The sequence below is a fragment of the Streptomyces sp. PA03-3a genome, assembly GCF_033792735.1.
Classification (GTDB): domain Bacteria; phylum Actinomycetota; class Actinomycetes; order Streptomycetales; family Streptomycetaceae; genus Actinacidiphila.
In genome coordinates, this window is the sequence record NZ_JARAVM010000001.1 from 151,850 (window position 1) to 171,025 (window position 19,176).

Sequence of the window (19,176 nt, forward strand, 5' to 3'; positions counted from 1 at the left end):
TCGTGGCGACGCTCCCAGAACTCGCGTCCGGCCCGTCGGCAGCCGGGGGAGTTGTGCGTACCGCGTCCTGTGGACGTTGTCCGGCAATGCGCGGTTCGCCTCAAAAGGCACCGGCGGCGGAGGGGCCCACGCTCACCGGACGGTGGCCAGCACCTCGTTGAAGGCCTCGGTCGAGCTCGGGTGCGTGTAGATGGCGTCGCGCAGCTCGCTCGCCGTGACCCCGTGGCGCATCGCCAACGCGACGGTGTTGACCAGCTCCTGCGAGTCCACGCCGAACAGGGCCGCACCGAGCACCCGGTCCGTCGCCGTGTCGAGGACGAACTTCATCAGCCCCCGCGTCTCCCCGACGATCTTCGCCCGGGGCATCGCGGCGATCTCGGCGACCGCCTTCTCCGCGACCCCGACGGCGTACCCCTGCTCGCGCGCCTGCTGCTCGGTGAGGCCGACGCGGGAGAGCGGGGGCGTCGTGAAGACCGTGTACGGCACGGCCTCGCGGTCCCGGGTCGTGCGCGTGCCGGAGCCGGTCAGCTGGTCGCCCACGATCCGGCTGTCGTCGAGCGAGATGTAGGTGTACTGCGGCCCGCCGTTGACGTCCCCGACGGCGAAGACGTGCGGCTGGCTGGTGCGCAGGTACTCGTCCACGGCGATCGCGCCCGACTCCGTGGTACGGATCTCCGCTGCCTCGAGGCCGAGCCCCGCCGTGGCGGGCCTGCGTCCGGTCGCGACCAGGACGGCGTCGGCGTCGGCCGTCAGGTCCCGGCCGTCGACGCGGTAGTGCACGGTGGCGTGGTCCGCCGCGTCCGTGACACCGGTGACCGCCGCCCCCGTCACCAGGGTGACCCCCTCGTCGGCCAGGACGGCGGCCACGGCGCCCGCGACGTCCTCGTCCTCCCGCGGCAGCACCCGTGCCCCCGCCTCCAGGACGGTCACCTCGGTGCCGAACGCGCGGTACATCCCGGCGAACTCCAGACCCAGGTAGCCCGCGCCGAGGATCACCATGCGGGCCGGACGCCTCGGGTCGCGCACCAGGTCGGTGCTGGTGCGCGTGTACGCGCTGGTGCGCAGCCCCGGTACGTCGGGCACGACCGGTTCCGCGCCGGTGTTGACGACGACGGTGTCCGCGGTGACGAGCAGCCGGTCGGTGCCCGCGCTCACCTCCACGGTCTTCGGGTCGGCGAACCGGGCACGGCCCGTGATGACCGTGACCGAGTCGACGGTGTCGAGCATCTCGAGGTTCTTCGCGCGGAGCGCGTCCGTCAGCCGGGTCGTGCTGTGCACGGCGTCACGGAACCCCGCCTCCGGCGGATCGTCCGGGCGGCGGGCGCCGGCGTGGTGGATCAGCGCCTTGGTCGGTACGCACCCCACGTTGACGCAGGTGCCGCCGTACATCGAGTCCGACTGCTCGACGATGGCGACGCGCCGGCCGAGGCGGCCCATCCGCCCCGCCAGGGTCTTGCCGCCCTTGCCGAATCCGATCACGAGGAGATCGACATGCATGGTTTCCATGCCTCTCACCTTGCTGCCCCTGAGGCGAGATGCCAAGATCAGTCAGTGCCGATTTCTATCGAGAAAGTCTCATGGACACCCTGAGTCGTGTGGTCCACCTCGCCCGGTTGCGGGGCAGCGTCGACATCCGCTGCCTGATCGCCGGGAGCCACACCCTGGACAACCCCGCGGGCGGGACCGGCAGCTCGCCCTTCCATCTGCTGCTGGAAGGAGAGTGCACCCTCGAACTGCCCGGCCGGAGCATCGACCTGCGGGCAGGCGACATGGTGCTCCTGCCACGCGGCACCGAGCACCGCGTCCACACGCACGGGACCGGCCCGGCCGTGTCCGTCGATCACCGTGACGTCGGCCCGTACGCCCTGGTGAGCGGGACCGCGCCGGGCGACGATGCGGCGCCCGTCGACCTGTTCTGCGGTCACTACACATGGGAGCCGGGCGCGGGCCAAGTGCTGATGGGCATGCTGCCCGAAGTGCTGCACGTCCCGCTCGGCGCCGGTGCGGGCAGCCCCCTCGCGCTGCTCAGCGCCTTCATGCGCGACGAGGCCCGCACCGCGGGCCCGGGCACGCAGGCCGTCCTCGACTCCCTCTGCGACGTGCTGCTGACACTGGCCCTGCGCGGGGTGTCCGGCGTGAACCGGGTGGCGTGGCTCGCCTCCACCCGCGGCGTCGTGCGGACCGTCACCGACGCCGTCCTGCGCGACCCCGCCCACGACTGGGGCATCGAGAAGTTCGCCGCGCTCAACTCCATGTCGAGGGCCACCTTCATCCGGCACTTCGGCCGCGAGACCGGGCTGAACGCCGGGGAGTTCCTGATGCGGCTGCGCATGCTCCTCGCCGCGGAACTCCTCACACAGACCGAGCAGCCGGTCGCCTCCGTGGCCGCCGCCGTCGGATACGCCTCGGAATCCGCCTTCGGCCGTGCCTTCCGCATCGCGGCGGGCGACACCCCCGCCCGGCTGCGCCGATCGGCGCGTCAGGGCGTGCCCGGCGAGGAGGCCTCCGTCCTGCGCCTGCGCGCCGCGAACGGCGCGGACACATCCGGGCCGTGACCGCTCAGCGGCGCCGCCGCAGACGGCGTACCCACCCGCTCGGCCGCCGCGCGGAGCGAGCGGCGGCACGGGCCGGCCGGGCCGGCCGGGCCGGGCGCCACGGATCGTCCGGCGACTCCAGGGGCAGCTTGCGCCCGGCCTGGGTCCGGATCTCCTGGTGCGCCTCGTAGGACGTGACGCGGAACGCCTCCTCGTAGGAGGCCAGCGCGGCGGCGACCGCGTGCCCGGCGACGCCGCGGCGCCGGATCACCCGCGCCAGCCAGGCGAACACACCCATGATCACGGCCAGTACGGCCGCCAGGACCAGACAGCCCAGCAGGTCATCCACGCACCACACCCTACGTCGGCCCTCCTCGCGGGCGCGTCGGTGCCAACGGCTCGCTTTATCGGCCGATAAAGTCCGTTGAAGCGGGCTTCGAACGGGCCCGGGGCAGGGCAGAGCCGTGGAGGGAGGCCAAAGATGCTGGCGGTGGACGTACGGCAGGCGCTGCGCGACGGGCGCACCGTCGAGGAGAGCGCGGCCCGGGCCTGGCGCTTCTCGGCCCGGACGGTCGACCAGCACGGGGACTTCCTGCTGGCGTTCGTCGACGGAGGGGTCTGCGTCGGCGTGTTCGAGATCCGCGGCAGCCGCGCCGACGACGGCAGCGGCGGGAAGTACCTGTTCGACCTGGCACCCGCACGGCGCTTCCGCTGGGCACTGGGCCGCAGGCTTCCGCTGCCCCCGGGGCGCAATCCGGCCCGTATCCTCACGGGGCAGCACCTGCGCGAGTTCCTCGACGCGGAACCCCGCCGCGCCTTTGGAACAGGCCAGGACTGAAGCAGCGAAGGAGCCCACCGCCGCATGGCCAGCACGTCCGATCCCGTCGACGCCCTCCTGAAGTCGGGGCCGCGGCGGACCCGTCTGCCCGAGCCCGCCGAACGCGCCCGGCTGCGTACCGAGTACGGCCTGACCCAGGTCGAGGTCGCCGAGGCGCTCGACGTGACCCGGACGACCGTGGCCGGCTGGGAGGCCGGGCGCAGCGAGCCGCAGGGTGCCACCCGCGCCGCGTACGCCAAGCTGCTGGACGGCATCGCCGCTCAACTCGATGCCCAGTCCGAGCCCGCCCCCGTCGCGGCCGTCGCGCCCGAGCCCGTCACCGAGCCCGTCACCGAGATTGCCGCCCCCGCGCGACCGGCGCCCGCCCGCGCGCGGAAGGAGACGGCGCCCGTTCGGAAGGAGACGGCGCCCACGCCCGCCACGGCGGATCCGCGTTTCGCCAACGGCCCGCTCGCCGTGCTGGACGGCGACGGCACCGCCTACTGCGCCGGCGGCCTGGTGCTCTCGTGCCCGGCGACCGACGTACCGTCGCTCGTCGCCTGGACGCTCGCCGAGGCGAAGCTCGGTGCGCCGCGGCTGCACCGCAACGGCAAGGACTCCGATCCGCTGATCGTCCTGACCGCTCCGGCCGCCGAACGCCTGGGCCTGCCCGCCGTCCTGGAGGACCGCCGGGCCCTGCGCCTGCCCGCGGACCACAAGGCCGTCCGGCAGATCGCCCGCGCCAAGTGGCAGCTCACCCGCCGCGGCTTCGGCCCGTGGGCCCGCGTCTACCGCCCCGCGCAGGACGGCAGGCGCCAGTGCGTACAGCTCGCCGTCCTGCCCTGGGGCGCGCTCGACACCCGTTCCTGGGGAGGTGCGGAACACCTGCCGCCCCCCGAACTGGCCCGACTGCTCGCGGACTACGCGCACCGCGTCCTCACCCCGCGCGGCTCGACCGCGGTGAGCGGCCTCGAACTCATGACCGCCCTGCGCCCACCGACCCGCGCGGTCAAGGACCACGCGACCGGTGCGTGGGTCTCCGGGCCGAACCCCGGCGCCCTCACGCGGCCCGTGGACCCGGCACCCCCCGAGGCGCCCGACGAACACCCCGTCGTGGCCTCACGGTTCGCGCGCGGGCACCGCCGCACCCCGGAGGAGGTCCTCGACGAGGAGGCCTTCGAATGGATCCGGGACCCGCAACTGCTCACCGACGACGAGTGCGCCAGGAAGTACGCGGTCGGGATCGACGTCAACATGGCGTTCGCCGCCGCCGCGAACCGGCTGAACGTCGGCCTGGGCGCCGCCGTCCACGTCCGCGCCCCGGAGTTCGACAAGGCGCTGCCCGGCTCCTGGCTCGTCGACCTCTCGCACATCGACCTCGACCCGCGCCTGCCGAACCCGTTCACCCCGGACGGCTCCCGGCCCGAGGGCCCCGCCTGGTACGCGACGCCCACCGTGGCCTACGCCGCCGAACTCGGCCACGTGGTGCACCCGGTCGAGGCGTACGTCCGCCCCGAGCACGGCGCGTACCTCGACGCCTGGTACGGCAGGCTGCGCGACGCGTACATGGCCACCATGGCCGAACTCGGCGTCGTCCCCGGCATGCCGGAGGCCGACTTCCTCGCCGCGATGGAGCACCACAAGGAGGCCGACCCGTCCCGCGCGGCACTGCTCTCGGCCGTCAAGGCCACCGTCAAGGGCGGCATCGGCAAGCTCCGCGAGCGACCCCAGGGTGCCGGGTACCGTCCGGGGGAGCGCTGGCCCGCCCTCGACCGCCCCACATGGCGCCCCGACATCCGTGCCGCGGTCATCGCCACCGCGCGGGTCAACATGCACCGCAAGATGGTCAGGTTCGCCGCCGCGGGACTCTTCCCGGTGGCCGTGCTGTCCGACTGCGCCGTCTACCTGTCCGACGGCCCGGGCCCGCTGGACTTCCTGCCGCGCACACCGGAGGGCCAACCGCTGCCGGGCGGTTTCCGGCTCGGCGTCTCGCCGGGGATGGTCAAGCACGAGGGCACCCAGTCCCTGATGTGGGCCGTGGAGCTGCTCGAGGACGGACACAACCCCGCCCGCCACATCAAGGGCGGCGACGCCGCACTCGACGGAGAGTAGGAGACCTCGGTGGGCATGCTCGGCGACGGCCTCGACAAGGCCACGGAGAAGACCTTCACGCGGCCCGTGCCGAAGTCGGCGCAGGCCCAGATGCGGTTCCTGGTCAAGCAGGAGAAGGGCACCAGGGCCGTCGCCGCTCTGCTCGGCGTCTCGCAGCGCACCGTCGAGCGCTACCTGGCCGGACGGCTCAAACGCCCCCGCAAGGACCTCGCCGCCCGCCTCGAGAACGAGGTCCGCAGGCGGTGGCAGCCCCGTGTCCGCGAGCGCGCCAGGCGGCGCGCGGCCACCACCGGCGGCATCGTCATCGAGACCCGCGCCCGCTTCGGCTTCACGGCCGCCCCAGGCTCCACGGACGACGCCCGCCTCCGCCTGGTCACCCAGGCGCTGCCCCCCGACTACGCGGCCCGCCTCTTCGCCGCCCAGTCCGCGGGCGCCGGCGAGGACCGGCTGCGCGCCATCGCGGCGGAGGGCCTCCAGGAGATCTACTTCCAGGACCGCGGCCGCCGCGCCCAGGGACTGCAGGTCGACTTCACCGACATCGACTACGTCGAGTTCGAGTTCTGAGCCCGGCCGTCGTGTCGGCCCTCGACGGCCTCGGCGATCCGCAGGGCCGCCTCGGCGGGCGTCAGGTGCGTGGTGTCGACGACCTCGGCCTCGTCGTGCAGCCAGGTACGGGCCGCCTCGGCGTAGGGCCCGAGGTGCTCGAGGCGGAACGTGGAGGGCCCGAGGACGGTGTCCCCCTCGATGCGCCCCCGGAGGGTCTCCTGGTCGGCGTGGAGGACGAAGTGCCGCACCGGGATGGCGTGTTCGGCGAGCCCCGTGCTGATCTCGCGCCAGTACCGCTCGACCAGGACCGTCATGGGCATCACGAGGGTGCCGCCGGTGTAGTCGAGCACCCGGCGGGCGGTCTCGACGACGAGCGGCCGCCATGGCGGCCAGTGCTGGAAGTTGCCCGTCTCGGGCAGTCCGGGTGTGATGTCCATGAGCGTCTCGCCGACCTTCTCGGCGTCGAGCACCCGTGAATCCGGGATCAGCTGCTGCACGAACGCACTGGTCGTCGTCTTGCCCGCGCCGTGGGTGCCGTTGAGCCATACGATCATGGGCCTCGACGCTAGCGCCGTTCAGCCCGTGGGAACAAGCACGGGCGAGGCGCCTCCGCGACCGGAGCGCCCGGGCACAGGACGATCAGTGCACCAGCCGCGTCATCTCCGCGGGTGGCAGGGCGGGATTGGCGGTCGCCGCACACGCCACCTGCCGGTCGTCGTCCGCGAGCAGTTCCACGATCACGGCGGGCGCCAGCGCGGGATGCCCCGCGGCCACGGGCCGTGCCCGTCCGTCGTCCAGGCGGGCGACCAGCGCCACGGCCGTCGCGCGCGGGTGCCGGGCGATCTCCGAACAGGCCAGCGTACGCGCCCACTCCGGCGGTCCCGCGCGCTCGTCGAGCAGGGCGAGCGCTACGAGCGGCCGGGCGACGGGATCGACGTCGGCAGCGGTGAGACGCCCCCCGTAGGCCGGCTGCAGCGCGGCACCCTCATCGCGGGCGGCCAGGGCGACCACCTGGGCACGGGTGAGGTCGGGCCGTTCGGCGAGCGCTTCGGCGAGTTCGCCGTCGCTATCAGCCGGTCGACCGACGCGCGGGGCAGCGAGGGATTGCCGGCCAGGCCGAGCAGGACGTCACTCACGGGCCACGATCGTGCCGGAATCCCCGCCGGTCGGCGCGGCGATTTCCCACGGGTGCGCCGTCGGTGCGGGGGCCCGGTCGGCCCGGAGACCGTGATGGCTGCCGACGGCTCGTTCTCTGCCTTCGTGCTCTCGTTCGTGGGGTGTCCGGCATCGCCGGACCGGCTCCTCCCGGAACCGGAGCACTCGGCGTCACACCGTCATCGAGAAGCGCCGGCACACGTGCACCCGGCTGAACTCCGCACGCAGGCGGGCCTCGTCCGCCAGCTCGGCGTGCAGGAAGGCGCCCATGAGCCGCAGACCGGGGCGGGGGGTGAGGATCGCGCGGTCCGGTTCGCCGGGGGCGGTGTAGCGGTGGGCGTACACGTGCAGGTAGTGGTCGCTCTCCGTGAAGCCCATGGCGCGGTACCAGGCCAGGGTGCCGGGGTCGTCGCGGGTCCAGGCGTCGAGAGTCCTCGCGCCCCGTTCGCGGACCTCGGCGCGGGTGCGCCGCAGGAGGGCGCGGCCGAGGCCGCGGTGCTGATGGTCGGGGTGGACGGCGACGGTGTCCATGGTCGCCAGGGCGGTGCCGCCGGCGTCGACGGCGGTGTCCATGATGGCGACGACCGCCCCCGACCCGTCGACTGCGACGAGTTCCAGACCCGGGGCCGGGATCGGCGGCTTGGCGCGGTCGACGTCGTCGTAGTAGGCGGTGCCCAGGAACGAGAGCACCCTGCAGCGTAGCCAGGAGACCTCGTCGGCCGGGGTGTACTCACGCAGCGTGTAGCTCACGTCGCAGGACCTCGCGTGCCGTCGGCGGATGACGGATGACGGATGTGATGCTCCCGGTGCCGGACGTCGCCGCGCAAGGCGGTTTCGCCGCTCGATGCGCCGTCCCCGCCGCACGGCGGTGCGACGGGGACGGGAACGAGAAAGGAGCGTGTTACTTCCGTCAGGCGCGGTGGTACTGAACCGGGGTGCTGACCTTCCCGCCCAGCGCGGATGCCGCGTGGCGCGCCCAGTACGGGTCGCGCAGCAGCTCGCGGCCGAGAAGGACCGCGTCGGCCCTGCCGGAGCCGACGATGGCCTGCGCCTGGTCCGGCTCGGTGATGAGACCGACGGCCGCGACGGGCATACCGGTCTCGTTGCGGACGCGCTCGGCGAACGGGACCTGGTAGTCGGGAGCGACGGCGATCTTGGCGTTCGGGGCGTTGCCGCCCGTGGAGACGTCCATCAGGTCCACGCCCCGGGCCTGCAGTTCCTTGGCGAGGCGGACGGTGTCGTCGGCGGTCCAGCCCTCCCGGTCGTCGTCGGCGTTCTCGCTCAGCCAGTCGGTCGCGGAGATGCGGAAGAAGACCGGCAGGTCCTGCGGCCACACCGCGCGGACGGCGTCGACGATCTCCAGCGCGAAACGGGTGCGGCCCTCGAAGTCCCCGCCGTAGCCGTCGGTGCGGCGGTTGCTGTGCGGGGAAAGGAACTGGTTGATGAGGTATCCGTGGGCCCCGTGGATCTCGGCGACCTGGAACCCGGCGTCCAGGGCGCGCCGGGCGGCGTCGGCGAAGTCCGCCACGATCCGGGCGATCTGCTCGGTGCCGAGTTCCTCCGGCGTGGTGGAGCCGGTGTCGAACGGGACGGCGCTGGGGCCGGCCGGCGTCCAGCCGTGCGGCTCGCCGGGGGCGATGGGGGCGCCGCGGTCGACCCAGGTCCGCTCGGTGGAGGCCTTGCGCCCGGCGTGGGCGAGCTGGATGCCGGGCACGGTCCCCTGGGACTTCAGGAACGCGGTGATCCGCCGGAAGGCGTCGACCTGGGTGTCGTTCCAGATGCCGAGGTCGTACGGGCTGATCCGGCCGTCGGGGCTGACCGCGGTGGCCTCGGTGATGATGAGGCCGGTGCCGCCTGCCGCCCGCGCCGCGAGGTGCGTGAAGTGCCAGTCGTTCGGCACGCCCGCCTGCTCGCCGTCCGGCGCCGCGCTGTACTGGCACATGGCGGCCATCCAGATCCGGTTCGGAACGGTCAGGGACCGGAGGGTGAGGGGATCGAACAGGGTGGTGGTCACGAAGCTGTCTCCTCTGGGGGCGGACGGGGCCGGGCCGCGCGGCGACGAGTCGGTGCCTCATTCATGTGCCTGCGCCCTACAGGCTCAATCAATAATTGCACACGCGGATTAATTCCCGTTACGGGGTCGGCCACCGACATTCGCATGACGCAGGTATCAAGCGTTTGCATTAGTCCGCGCCTGCAAGTAATCTCGGTTCCGTAAGGCGCCGGGCGGGGTGCAGTGCAGACCCCGTCCGACGCACCTCCGGCCGACGCCGGATCCCGGCGGGCCGGAGGCGATCCCCCTCGCGAACCGGCCCCGCGGAGAAAGCCGCACCCCGCACACCGCCCCGCACACCGTCGTCGAAAGGCACCATCATGTCGCTCAAGGAACTCATCCCCGGCCGCCTCGGCTTCGGTACCGCCCCCCTCGGCAACATGTTCCGCGCCATCCCCGAGGAGGAGGTGAGCGCCACCCTGGAGGCCGCCTGGGACCAGGGCGTCCGCTTCTACGACACGGCCCCCTTCTACGGCGCGGGCCTCGCGGAGCTTCGGCTCGGCGAGCTGCTCTCGCAGAAACCCCGCGACTCGTTCGTACTGGCCAGCAAGGTGGGCCGCGTCATCCTGGACGAGCCCGAGCCGGGCGCCCGCGACCTCGGCGAGAAGGGCGGCCTGTTCGAGCACGGGCGTCCGAACGCGATGCTCCACGAGTGGACCGCCGACGCCACGGAGCGGTCGATCGAGGGCAGCCTGAAGCGCCTAGGCGTCGACCGCCTGGACATCGTCTGGGTGCACGACATCGCCCAGGACTTCCACGGCGACCTGTGGCTGAACAAGTTCGAGGAGGCCCGCACCGGCGCCTTCCGCGTGCTGTCCCGGCTCCGCGACGAGGGCGTCATCAAGGCCTGGGGCCTCGGTGTGAACCGGGTCGAGCCCATCGAGCTGACGCTGGACCTGGACGAGCCGCAGCCCGACGGGTTCCTGCTCGCGGGCCGCTACACCCTGCTGGACCACGCGCGCCCGCTGGAGCGGTTGCTGCCCAAGGCGCAGGAGCAGGGCGTCGGCATGGTCGTCGGCGGTCCCTACAGCTCCGGGGTCCTCGCCGGCGGCACCCACTTCGAGTACCAGGACGCGCCCCCGGAGGTCGTCGAGCGCGTACGGCGCATCAAGGAGATCACGGCACGCCACGGGGTGAGCGTCAAGGCCGCTGCCCTGCAGTTCTCCCTCGCGCACCCGGTGGCCGTCGCGGCCGTCCCCGGCGCCACCAAGCCGGGCCGGATCGCCGAGGACATCGCAGCGCTCCACGAGGACGTCCCGGCCGCCTTCTGGACCGATCTGCGCGCCTCCGGCCTCGTCAGCCCCGCCGCGCCGCTCCCGAACGGCGCCTGAACCGCCCCCGGTCCCGTCACCCCGCCCCCGTCACCCCGCCCCCAGCCAAGGAGGAAGACCATGGCGTCCACCTCGGTCAGCCGTGTCGTACCCGCATCGCCCGAACGCGTCTGGAGCCTGATCGGCGGCTTCCACGCGCTGCCCGACTGGCTCCCGTTCATCCCGGAGAGCAGCCCCCTGGAGGGCGGGCGGGCGCGCAGGCTCCGCACACCCGAGGGTGACGTGATCGTCGAGCGCATGGTGGCCTTCAGCGAAGCCGAGCGCCACTACGCGTACGCGATCCTGGAAGCGCCCTTCCCGGTGAGCGGGTACGTCTCCGACCTGCGTGTCCATGCCGTGCCCGGTAGGCCGGAGGTCGCCGAGGTCGTGTGGAGCGGCCGGTTCGTCCCTGACGGGGCCGGCGAGGCGGAGGTGGTCGAGCTGTTCACCGGCATCTACCGCGACGGCCTCGAAGCGCTCCACGGCACGCTCACCGGCTGAACCCGCGGCGGCGCTCCCCTTGCCACGTCCCGTGGTGGGGGGGGGAGCGCCGCCTCGTCGTGCCGCCGTGAGCCGCCTCAGGGGGTGGGGCCGATGGTGACCTTCACGTTCTTCATCAGCGGCTGGTCGCTCTGGCTGCTGTAGTCGTTGGCGGCGATGAGCACGTTCATCTCGGGCATGTAGCCGGCCGCGCAGCCGCGGGGCATGTCGTAGGGCAGCGCGCGGTAGCCGGTGAGGGCCCGCCTGCTGCCGTCCTTCGCCGTCGCCGTGATGTCGACGAGCGTGCCCGGCCCGATGTCCCGGGCGCGCATGTCGGCCGGGTTCATCAGGACGAGGGTGCGCAGGTTCCGCACGCCGCGGTAGCGGTCGTCGTCCGAGTAGATCGTGGTGTTCCACTGGTCGTGGGAGCGCATGGTCTGCAGTACGAGCATCCCGTCGGGTGGCACCACGTCCGGCAGCGGCGCGCTGGAGAACTCGGCCCGCCCGGAAGGGGTGAAGAAGACCAGTTCCCGCGCGGGCTGACGGATCCGGAAGCCCAGCGGGAGCCGGACGCGGCGGTTGAAGTCCTCGAACCCGTCGAGGACCCGGGCCATGGTGTCGCGGATCCGGTCGTAGTCCTCGACGTAGTGCTCCCACGGCGTGGAACTGCCGGGGAGGGCGGCGCGGGCCATGCCCGCGATGATGGCGGGCTCGGAGAGCAGGTGCGACGACGCGGGCCGCTTCATCCCCACGGACAGGTGGACCATGCTCATGGAGTCCTCGACGGACGTGGCCTGCAGACCGCGCCGCTGCTCGTCCTTCTCGGTACGGCCCAGGCACGGCAGGATCAGGGCCTGTTCGCCGTGGACGAGGTGGCTGCGGTTGAGTTTGGTGCTCACCTGCACGGTCAGCGCGCACTTGGCGAGTCCCCGGGCGGTGTACGGGGTGTCGGGCGCCGCGAGAGCGAAGTTGCCGCCCATACCGACGAACACCTTGACCCTGCCCTCGTGCATGGCGGCGATGGTGCCCACCGTGTCCATCCCGTGCTCCCGCGGCGGGTCGATGCCGCAGACCGCGCCGAGGCGGTCCAGGAAGGCCTCGGTCGGCCGGTGGTCGATGCCGCACGTACGGTTGCCCTGGACGTTGCTGTGGCCGCGTACGGGGGAGGGGCCGGCGCCCTCGCGTCCCAGGTTGCCGCGGAGCAGCAGGACGTTGACGATCTCGCGGACGGTGTCGACTCCGTGCTCGTGCTGGCTCACACCCAGGCACCAGCTGATCAGGGTGCGGTCCGAGCGCGAGTAGACGGCCGCGGCCTTGAGGATGTCGGCGCGGGTCAGCCCGGACTGGCGCTCCAGTTCCTCCCAGGGCGTGGCCTCGCACAGGGCACGGTACTCCTCGAACCCGTGGGTGTACCGCTCGATGAACTCCCGGTCCAGCGCCTTGGGTTCGCGGGCCGACTGCTCCAGCACGGCCTTGGCGATGCCCCGCATCAGCGCCATGTCGCCGCCGGAGCGCACCTGCAGATCGAGCGTGCCGGTCCGGGTCGACTTGAACAGGGCCATGTCCGTGACCTCGTGCGGCACGATCGTCCGGGTGGCCGCGGCCTCGATCAACGGGTTGACGTGCACGATCTGGGCGCCGCGACGGTAGGCGTCGGCGAGGGCGGTCAGCATCCGCGGCGCGTTCGAGGCCGCGTTGACGCCCATGATGAACAGGGCCTCGGCGGACTCCCAGTCCTTGAGGTCGGCGGTGCCCTTGCCGGTGCCGAGGGCCGCCTGCAGCGCCCGTCCCGATGCCTCGTGGCACATGTTGGAGCAGTCCGGCAGGTTGTTCGTGCCGAACTCCCGGGCCATCAGCTGGTAGAGGAAGGTCGCCTCGTTGCCGAGCCTGCCGGAGGTGTAGAAGGAGGCCTCGTGCGGGCTGTCCAGGGCGCGCAGTTCACGGCCGACGAGATCGAAGGCGGCCTGCCAGGAGATGGGCACGTAGTGGTCCGTGCCGGGGTCGTACACCATGGGCTCGGTGAGCCGGCCCTGGTCCTCCAGCGCGAAGTCGGTCCAGGTCGACAGCTCGGTGACGGTGTGGGCGGCGAAGAACTCCCGCGTCACCCGCTTGGGCGTCATCTCCCAGGTCACGTGCTTGATGCCGTTCTCGCAGATGTCGAGCTTGAGGCCCTTGGTGTCGTCGGGCCATGCGCATCCGGGACAGTCGAAGCCGCCGTTCTCGTGGTTCATCTTGAAGATCGCCCGGGGTCCGTCGACCAGCGCACGCTCCTTCAGCAGCACCCGGGTCACGCTCTTGGCGGCGCCCCAGCCGGCGGCCGGGTGGTGGTAGCCGTGCTGGGACGGCTGCTTGTCGTCGGTGTGGCCCTCACCGCCGGTCGGCGGTACCTCGGGCCGGCCGCCGCCGGGTGCCGTCGGCTCGTTCACGCCCTGGACGCTCATTCCGACCACCTTTGGAGCAAATGTGGCATTTGAGGATGATCATTATCCTATGGGGGTGGAGGGGCACTGTCCTCCCCGGGCGGGCACCGGGACGGCGGACAGGCCGCCGGCCCGGCGGCGCCCCGGACGGTGAGGTGAGGGAAGCCATGGACGACACCCCCGCGACCGGCTGGCCGCTGACCGGGGCGCGACCCGGCCAGATCGTGGTGATCGCGCGCTGGACGCCCGCGCCCGGCAGCCACGAGGAGATCCGCGCCACGCTCGCCGATCTCGTGGAAGCCTCCCGGGCGGAGCCGGGATGCCTGGGCTACCGGGCCTTCCATCCCGACGGTCCCGGCCGTGGCGACATCGTGCTGGTCGAGCGCTACACCGATCGGGAGGCCCTGGACGCGCACCGCGGCAGCGCCCACTTCCGGAGCCTGGCGCTGGAGCGGATCGTCCCGCTGCTGCTGGACCGCCAGGCGGTCGTGACGACGGTCTCCTGAACGCCGGAGAGTCTCAGGGGAGGATGGCGTCGACGTAACCGCCGTCGACCCGCAGGGCGCCGCCGGTGGTGGCCGAGGCCAGGTCGGAGCTCAGGTAGACCACCATGTTGGCGATCTCCGCGGGCTCGATCAGGCGCTGCAGCAGGGACTGCGGGCGGTGCTCGCGCATGAAGACCCGCTGCGCCTGGTCCCAGGGGAGGCCGGGTTCCACGAGCTGGTGGACGAAGTCCTCGACGCCCGCGGTGTGGGTGGGGCCGGCGATCACCGAGTTGACGGTGACGCCGCTGCCCGCGGCCCTCTTGGCGAAACCGCGGCCGAGGGCGAGCAGCGCGGTCTTGGACATGCCGTAATGGATCATCTCGGGCGGCGTCGCGACCGCCGAGTCGCTGGCGATGTACAGGACGCGGCCCCAGTCCCGTTCGAGCATTCGGGGCAGGTAGAGGCGCGTGAGGCGGGCGGCGGCGAGCACGTTGACCTCGAAGTAGCGGCGCCATTCGTCGTCGTCGATGTCGAGGGCGTCCCTGGCGCCGTAGACGCCGAGGTTGTTGACGAGGACGTCCACGTCCGGCGCCTGCTCGTACACGCGTGCGGCGCCCTCCGGGGAGGCGACGTCGGCGCCGACGGCGAGGAAGTCGCCCTCCGGGACCTGGCCGCGCAGTCGTGCGACGGCCTCGTCCGCCCTCCCCGGATCGCGGCCGTTGACCACGACCCGGGCGCCGGCCCCTGCTAGGCCCGCGGCGATCGCCGACCCGATGCCCTGCGTCGAACCCGTCACCAAGGCGGTCCGTCCGGTGAGATCGATGCGCATGTACCGCTCCTTCGGCTGTCCCGGTCTCCGGTGGACGGTCGCGGCGCGGCCGTCCACCTCCCAGCCTTCCCGGGCGGGGCTGCGGTGCTCGCCGGACGCGCCGTGCGGGGGACGTACCGGCGTGCCCGCGCACGGCGAGCACCTGACGGTGTATTAGCTGTGAGCGAAGATCGGCGTCAGCGAGGAGTGGACATGACGACGGCAACGACGCAGGGGCCCGTGGAGGAGTTCCGCAGGCTCAGTGACGGCGACGCGGAGCTGAGGGCGCACGGGGCGTACTTCAGCTGCACCTACCTTCTGGACATGGAACGGCACGCCTTCCTGGTGCGCATGCACCGCGGCAGGGTGGAGGACCTCGTCGTCGATCCCGAACCGCTCACGGCCTACGACTTCGCCATCAGGGCCGGTGCCGCGACCTGGCGGGAGTTCTGCTCGCCGGTGCCGAAGCCGATGTACCACGGCATCTGGGCGGCGAGCTTCCAGCGGGACATGCGGCTGGAGGGCGACCTGCTGGTCCTCATGCAGAACCTGCGCTGCCTCACACGTCAGCTCGAACTGCTCCGCCTCACCGGCCCGCTGGGCTGAACGGCCGTTCCGCCCCGCACCGCCGAAAGGACCCCTTGATGAGCACCGCCTCCCGTATCTCCCCGGTGACCGGCCACTACGTCACGATCGACGTGGAGGACGTCCAGTACAAGGTCTTCTACCTGGAGAACGGCCAGGGGCAGCCGCTGGTGTGCCAGCACACGGCGGGCTGCCACAACCACCAGTGGCGCGGCCTCCTGGAGGACGAGGACATCACCGCGAACCACCGCGTCATCGCCTACGACCTCGCGCGCCACGGGAAGTCGGACCCGCCGCTGAACAAGGACTGGTGGAAGGAGGAGTACAAGCTCACCGCCGACCACTACGTCGCCTTCATCACCGCGTTCTGCGACGCGCTCGGCCTGGAGGACCCGATCTTCATGGGCTCCTCCTTCGGCGGGAACGTGGCCCTGCAGCTGGCGCTGCGGCACCCGGACCGCTTCAAGGCGGTGATCCCCGTGGAGGGGGCGGACTACTCCCCGGGCTTCTACCTCGACTGGTGGCAGCATCCGCACGCCAACGCGGCGCAGGTCTGCGCCAGCGGGGTGTGGGACCTGATGGCCCCGCAGTCGCCCGACGCGGACCGCTGGGCGACCTGGTTCTACTACAGCCAGGGCTCGGAGGCGTTCAAGGGCGACCTGTACTTCTACTCCGTCGACCACGACCTGCGCGGCAGGCTGGGGGAGATCGACGGGGAACGCTGCCCGGTCGTCATGCTCACCGGCGAGTACGACTACCTGACCACCCCCGCGGACGGGGCCAGGACCGCGGAGCAGATCCGTGGGGCCGAGTTCATCGAGATGAAGGAGATCGGGCACTTCCCGATGAGCGAGAACTACCCGCGCTTCGCCGGGTACCTCAAGCAGGCGCTGCGGCGCATCGAGGAGCGCACCGCTTCCTGAGCCGCGTGCGCCATGTGTGCTCGAGGGCCGCCCGCCGGTTCGCGGGGTGCGGACCGGCGGACAGGACGGCCCCGGCCCCGGCGGTCAGTTGAAGGTGTCGGGGTCCGGGCCGATGCGGGTGCCGCTGTCGAGGGCGGTGATCGCCGCGATGTCCGCGTCGGAGAGCGCGAAGTCGAAGACGTCGATGTTCTGGCGGATCCGTTCGGGCGTCACCGACTTGGGGATGGCCACGTTGCCGAGCTGCAGGTGCCAGCGCAGGATCACCTGGGCCGGGGTCCTGCCCAGGCGGTCGGCGATACCGGTGACGACCGGGTCACTCAGGACGGCGCCCTGGGCGAGCGGGCTCCACGCCTCCGTGGCGATGCCGTGCCGGGCGTGGAAGGCGCGCAGCTCGGCCTGCTGGAGCTGGGGGTGCAGCTCCACCTGGTTGACGGCGGGGACGACGTCGCTGTTGTCGATGATGCGCTGCAGGTGCGCGGGCTGGAAGTTGGAGACGCCGATGGCGCGGGCCCGGCCCTCGGCGTGGATCTTCTCGAAGGCCCGCCAGGTGTCCAGATACGTGTCGCGGGCCGGAGTCGGCCAGTGGATCAGGTAGAGGTCCACGTGGTCGAGACCGAGCTTGGCGAGGGAGGCGTCGAAGGCGGCGAGGGTGCTGTCGTAGCCCTGGTCGCCGTTCCACAGCTTGGTGGTGACGAACAGTTCGTCGCGGGCGATGCCGGAGGCGGCGAGGGCCTGGCCGACGCCTGCCTCGTTGCCGTAGATCGCCGCGGTGTCGATGCTGCGGTAACCGTTCTCGAGTGCTGAGGTGACGGCGGCGGCGGTGTCGGCGTCGGGCACCTGGAAGACGCCGAAGCCGAGCTGCGGCATGGTGACGCCGTTGTTCAGGGTGATGTCCGGGGTGGGGGTGGTCATGGTGCTGATCCTTTCGCGTCGCGGCCGGCGGTGTGCGCCGGTGCGAGTGCGGACGGGTGAACGACCCGGGAGGGGGCGGGGGACGCGCCCTTCCCGTGCTCCACGACCAGATTAATTGCGTACGCGGTCAATTGCAAGCGCCGAATAACCTCGTGCGCCGACTGGCTGCGTCAGGAGGCGGGGACCTTGGCGCCCTGCAGGTCCTCCACCGCCTTGACCAGCGGTGCGAGCTCCGGGACGAGGGCCGCCTCGTCCATCGCCGCGCGCAGCGCCGTGTTGTTCGTCGGGCGGGCCTCCTCCAGCAGCTTGAGGCCGTCCTCGGTCACGTTCGTGTAGATGCCGCGCCGGTCGGTGGGGCAGAGGTAGCGGGCCAGCAGGCCGCGGTCCTCCAGCCGGGTGACCAGGCGGGTCGTCGCCGACTGGCTGAGCACCACGGCGTCGGCGACCTGGCGCATCTGCAGGTGGCCACCCTCGCCCTCGTGCTGGCGGCTGAGGACGTCGAGCAGCGAGTACTCACGCACGCTCAGGTCGTGGTGGGTCTGCAACTGCTTCTCGATCTGGCCCTCGATCCGACCGTGCAGCAGGGACAGGGCGTGCCACCCCTGTGCGAGGGCGGTCAGTGCCGGATCGGTGGCGGTCATCGAGGTCCCCTTTGTGCGGCGGCTGCGGGTGGAGGCGGTGATCCTCCACTGGCCATGGTAAGCCGCCGCCCGCAGATGTCCAGCGTTTGACGTTATAGCGCGTCTGCAATTATTGTGGACGCCTGTTAGATGCCGCTGCAATTTCCGGAAGGTCTCCGCCATGCCTCTCGCGCTTCTGGCCCTCGCCATCGGGGCTTTCGGGATCGGAACCACCGAATTCGTGATCATGGGCCTGCTGCCCGAGGTCGCCACCGATTTCGGGGTGTCCGTCCCCACTGCCGGCCTGCTCGTGACGGGCTACGGACTCGGCGTCATGATCGGCGCGCCGATCATGACGCTGCTCGGCACCAAGGTGTCCCGCAAGAACATGCTCATGCTGCTCATGGGTGTGTTCGTGCTCGGCAACCTGGTCTCCGCCCTGGCCCCCGCCTTCGGCGTGATGATGGCCGGGCGCATCCTCGCGTCCTTCACCCACGGCGCCTTCTTCGGCATCGGCTCGGTCGTCGCGGCCGACCTCGTGGCCCCGGAGAAGAAGGCGCGTGCGATCTCCATGATGTTCGCCGGGCTCACTGTGGCCAACGTGATAGGCGTGCCGCTGGGCACCTTCATCGGGCAGAGCGCCGGCTGGCGTACGACCTTCTTCGTCGTCGCCGGCCTGGGCGTCCTCGGGCTGGCCGGTGTCCTCAAGCTGGTGCCCGACATGCCGAAGCCGCAGGGCGTGCGCCTGCGCCACGAACTGGGCGCCTTCCGCAACGTGCAGGTCCTGCTGGCCATGGCGATGACCGTGCTCGGCTTCGGGGGCGTCTTCGCGGCCATCACCTACATCGCCCCGATGATGACCGAGGTCACCGGTTTCGCCGACTCCTCCATCACCTGGCTGCTGGTGCTCTTCGGGGCCGGCATGGTCGTCGGCAACCTGATCGGCGGCAGGTACGCCGACCGTGCCCTGATGCCGATGCTGTACACGGCGCTGGGCGCCCTGGCCGCCGTGCTGGCGCTGTTCACCCTCACCGCGCACAACGAACTCACCGCAGGGGCCACGATCTTCCTCATCGGCGCCCTGGGCTTCGCGACCGTTCCGCCGTTGCAGAAGCGGGTCCTGGACCAGGCCTCGGGGGCCCCCACCCTGGCCTCGGCCGTCAACATCGGCGCCTTCAACCTCGGCAACGCCCTGTCCGCCTGGCTCGGCGGGGTCGTGATCGCCGCGGGCCACGGCTACACCTCACCGAACCTCGTCGGGGCGGTCCTGACCGCCTCCGCCCTCGTGCTCGCGGTCGTCTCCGCCGCACTGGAGAAGGGCCGCGGCGGCCGGCACGGCCGGGTCGTGGCCGGGACCGCGCCCGCCGGGGAGCCCGCCCTCACCTCCCGGCACTGATCGCGCGCGCCGGGACCGCC

20 protein-coding genes are annotated in these 19,176 nt (G+C 72.0%); 10 read left to right on the forward strand and 10 right to left on the reverse strand.

Annotated features, from left to right (window positions below):
• Positions 1-132: 132 nt before the first annotated feature.
• Positions 133-1,506 (reverse strand): FAD-dependent oxidoreductase, encoded by a 1,374-nt coding sequence (locus PV342_RS00635; RefSeq protein WP_400797202.1) that lies wholly within the window; start codon positions 1,504-1,506, stop codon positions 133-135.
• 71 nt (positions 1,507-1,577) lie between these two features.
• Here PV342_RS00635 and PV342_RS00640 point away from each other — a divergent pair, with 71 nt between their 5' ends.
• The gene (locus PV342_RS00640) at positions 1,578-2,555 is read left to right on the forward strand and encodes an AraC family transcriptional regulator (protein ID WP_500315546.1); all 978 of its coding nucleotides are present in this window, start codon (positions 1,578-1,580) and stop codon (positions 2,553-2,555) included.
• A 4-nt stretch (positions 2,556-2,559) separates the two neighbouring features.
• On the opposite strand, the gene PV342_RS00645 is transcribed toward PV342_RS00640, so the two are convergent.
• On the reverse strand, positions 2,560-2,883 hold the full coding sequence (locus PV342_RS00645) for a hypothetical protein (protein WP_500315547.1): 324 nt from the start codon (positions 2,881-2,883) through the stop codon (positions 2,560-2,562).
• Positions 2,884-3,015: 132 nt separating this feature from the next.
• Here PV342_RS00645 and PV342_RS00650 point away from each other — a divergent pair, with 132 nt between their 5' ends.
• Genes PV342_RS00650 through tpg form a run of 3 tightly spaced genes read left to right on the forward strand, consistent with a single transcriptional unit; the run spans position 3,016 to position 6,027 of the window.
• On the forward strand, positions 3,016-3,372 hold the full coding sequence (locus PV342_RS00650; RefSeq protein ID WP_500315548.1) for a hypothetical protein: 357 nt from the start codon (positions 3,016-3,018) through the stop codon (positions 3,370-3,372).
• A gap of 24 nt (positions 3,373-3,396) precedes the next feature.
• Complete coding sequence (gene tap, locus PV342_RS00655; RefSeq protein ID WP_500315549.1) at positions 3,397-5,463, forward strand: telomere-associated protein Tap; 2,067 nt, start codon at positions 3,397-3,399, stop codon at positions 5,461-5,463.
• 15 nt (positions 5,464-5,478) lie between these two features.
• Positions 5,479-6,027, forward strand: a complete 549-nt coding sequence (tpg, locus tag PV342_RS00660) for a telomere-protecting terminal protein Tpg (protein ID WP_500315677.1) — start codon at positions 5,479-5,481, stop codon at positions 6,025-6,027.
• On the opposite strand, the gene PV342_RS00665 is transcribed toward tpg, so the two are convergent.
• From PV342_RS00665 to PV342_RS00680, 4 genes are all read right to left on the reverse strand, one after another.
• Positions 6,006-6,563, reverse strand: a complete 558-nt coding sequence (locus PV342_RS00665) for an AAA family ATPase (protein WP_500315550.1) — start codon at positions 6,561-6,563, stop codon at positions 6,006-6,008. The two genes, tpg and PV342_RS00665, sit on opposite strands and share 22 nt — an antisense overlap.
• 85 nt (positions 6,564-6,648) lie before the next feature.
• Positions 6,649-7,020: a hypothetical protein gene (locus PV342_RS00670; protein WP_500315551.1), complete on the reverse strand. Its 372-nt coding sequence runs from the start codon at positions 7,018-7,020 to the stop codon at positions 6,649-6,651.
• A 315-nt stretch (positions 7,021-7,335) separates the two neighbouring features.
• Positions 7,336-7,914 (reverse strand): GNAT family N-acetyltransferase, encoded by a 579-nt coding sequence (locus tag PV342_RS00675; RefSeq protein WP_400797184.1) that lies wholly within the window; start codon positions 7,912-7,914, stop codon positions 7,336-7,338.
• Between the two features lie 160 nt (positions 7,915-8,074).
• Positions 8,075-9,178: an NADH:flavin oxidoreductase/NADH oxidase gene (locus PV342_RS00680; protein ID WP_500315552.1), complete on the reverse strand. Its 1,104-nt coding sequence runs from the start codon at positions 9,176-9,178 to the stop codon at positions 8,075-8,077.
• Between the two features lie 359 nt (positions 9,179-9,537).
• Between PV342_RS00680 and PV342_RS00685 the strand changes: the two genes are divergently transcribed.
• The gene (locus PV342_RS00685; protein WP_360999484.1) at positions 9,538-10,548 is read left to right on the forward strand and encodes an aldo/keto reductase; all 1,011 of its coding nucleotides are present in this window, start codon (positions 9,538-9,540) and stop codon (positions 10,546-10,548) included.
• 60 nt (positions 10,549-10,608) lie between these two features.
• Positions 10,609-11,028, forward strand: a complete 420-nt coding sequence (locus tag PV342_RS00690) for an SRPBCC family protein (RefSeq protein WP_360999481.1) — start codon at positions 10,609-10,611, stop codon at positions 11,026-11,028.
• A gap of 77 nt (positions 11,029-11,105) precedes the next feature.
• On the opposite strand, the gene PV342_RS00695 is transcribed toward PV342_RS00690, so the two are convergent.
• Positions 11,106-13,448 (reverse strand): FdhF/YdeP family oxidoreductase, encoded by a 2,343-nt coding sequence (locus PV342_RS00695; protein ID WP_500315553.1) that lies wholly within the window; start codon positions 13,446-13,448, stop codon positions 11,106-11,108.
• Positions 13,449-13,594: 146 nt separating this feature from the next.
• Between PV342_RS00695 and PV342_RS00700 the strand changes: the two genes are divergently transcribed.
• Complete coding sequence (locus PV342_RS00700; RefSeq protein ID WP_400797169.1) at positions 13,595-13,933, forward strand: putative quinol monooxygenase; 339 nt, start codon at positions 13,595-13,597, stop codon at positions 13,931-13,933.
• A gap of 13 nt (positions 13,934-13,946) precedes the next feature.
• Here PV342_RS00700 and PV342_RS00705 read toward each other — a convergent pair whose 3' ends face one another.
• Positions 13,947-14,741, reverse strand: coding sequence for an SDR family NAD(P)-dependent oxidoreductase (locus tag PV342_RS00705; RefSeq protein WP_400797164.1), 795 nt, complete (start codon positions 14,739-14,741; stop codon positions 13,947-13,949).
• A gap of 192 nt (positions 14,742-14,933) precedes the next feature.
• Between PV342_RS00705 and PV342_RS00710 the strand changes: the two genes are divergently transcribed.
• Both PV342_RS00710 and PV342_RS00715 read left to right on the forward strand, forming a co-directional pair.
• Complete coding sequence (locus PV342_RS00710; RefSeq protein ID WP_026251861.1) at positions 14,934-15,326, forward strand: hypothetical protein; 393 nt, start codon at positions 14,934-14,936, stop codon at positions 15,324-15,326.
• Between the two features lie 38 nt (positions 15,327-15,364).
• Positions 15,365-16,228, forward strand: a complete 864-nt coding sequence (locus tag PV342_RS00715) for an alpha/beta fold hydrolase (RefSeq protein ID WP_500315554.1) — start codon at positions 15,365-15,367, stop codon at positions 16,226-16,228.
• A gap of 84 nt (positions 16,229-16,312) precedes the next feature.
• Here PV342_RS00715 and PV342_RS00720 read toward each other — a convergent pair whose 3' ends face one another.
• The gene (locus PV342_RS00720; RefSeq protein ID WP_500315555.1) at positions 16,313-17,140 is read right to left on the reverse strand and encodes an aldo/keto reductase; all 828 of its coding nucleotides are present in this window, start codon (positions 17,138-17,140) and stop codon (positions 16,313-16,315) included.
• A 170-nt stretch (positions 17,141-17,310) separates the two neighbouring features.
• Complete coding sequence (locus tag PV342_RS00725) at positions 17,311-17,781, reverse strand: MarR family winged helix-turn-helix transcriptional regulator (protein ID WP_386993860.1); 471 nt, start codon at positions 17,779-17,781, stop codon at positions 17,311-17,313.
• A 160-nt stretch (positions 17,782-17,941) separates the two neighbouring features.
• On the opposite strand from PV342_RS00725, the gene PV342_RS00730 reads away from it, so the two are divergent.
• Positions 17,942-19,156: an MFS transporter gene (locus PV342_RS00730; protein ID WP_500315556.1), complete on the forward strand. Its 1,215-nt coding sequence runs from the start codon at positions 17,942-17,944 to the stop codon at positions 19,154-19,156.
• The last annotated feature ends 20 nt before the right edge of the window (positions 19,157-19,176 follow it).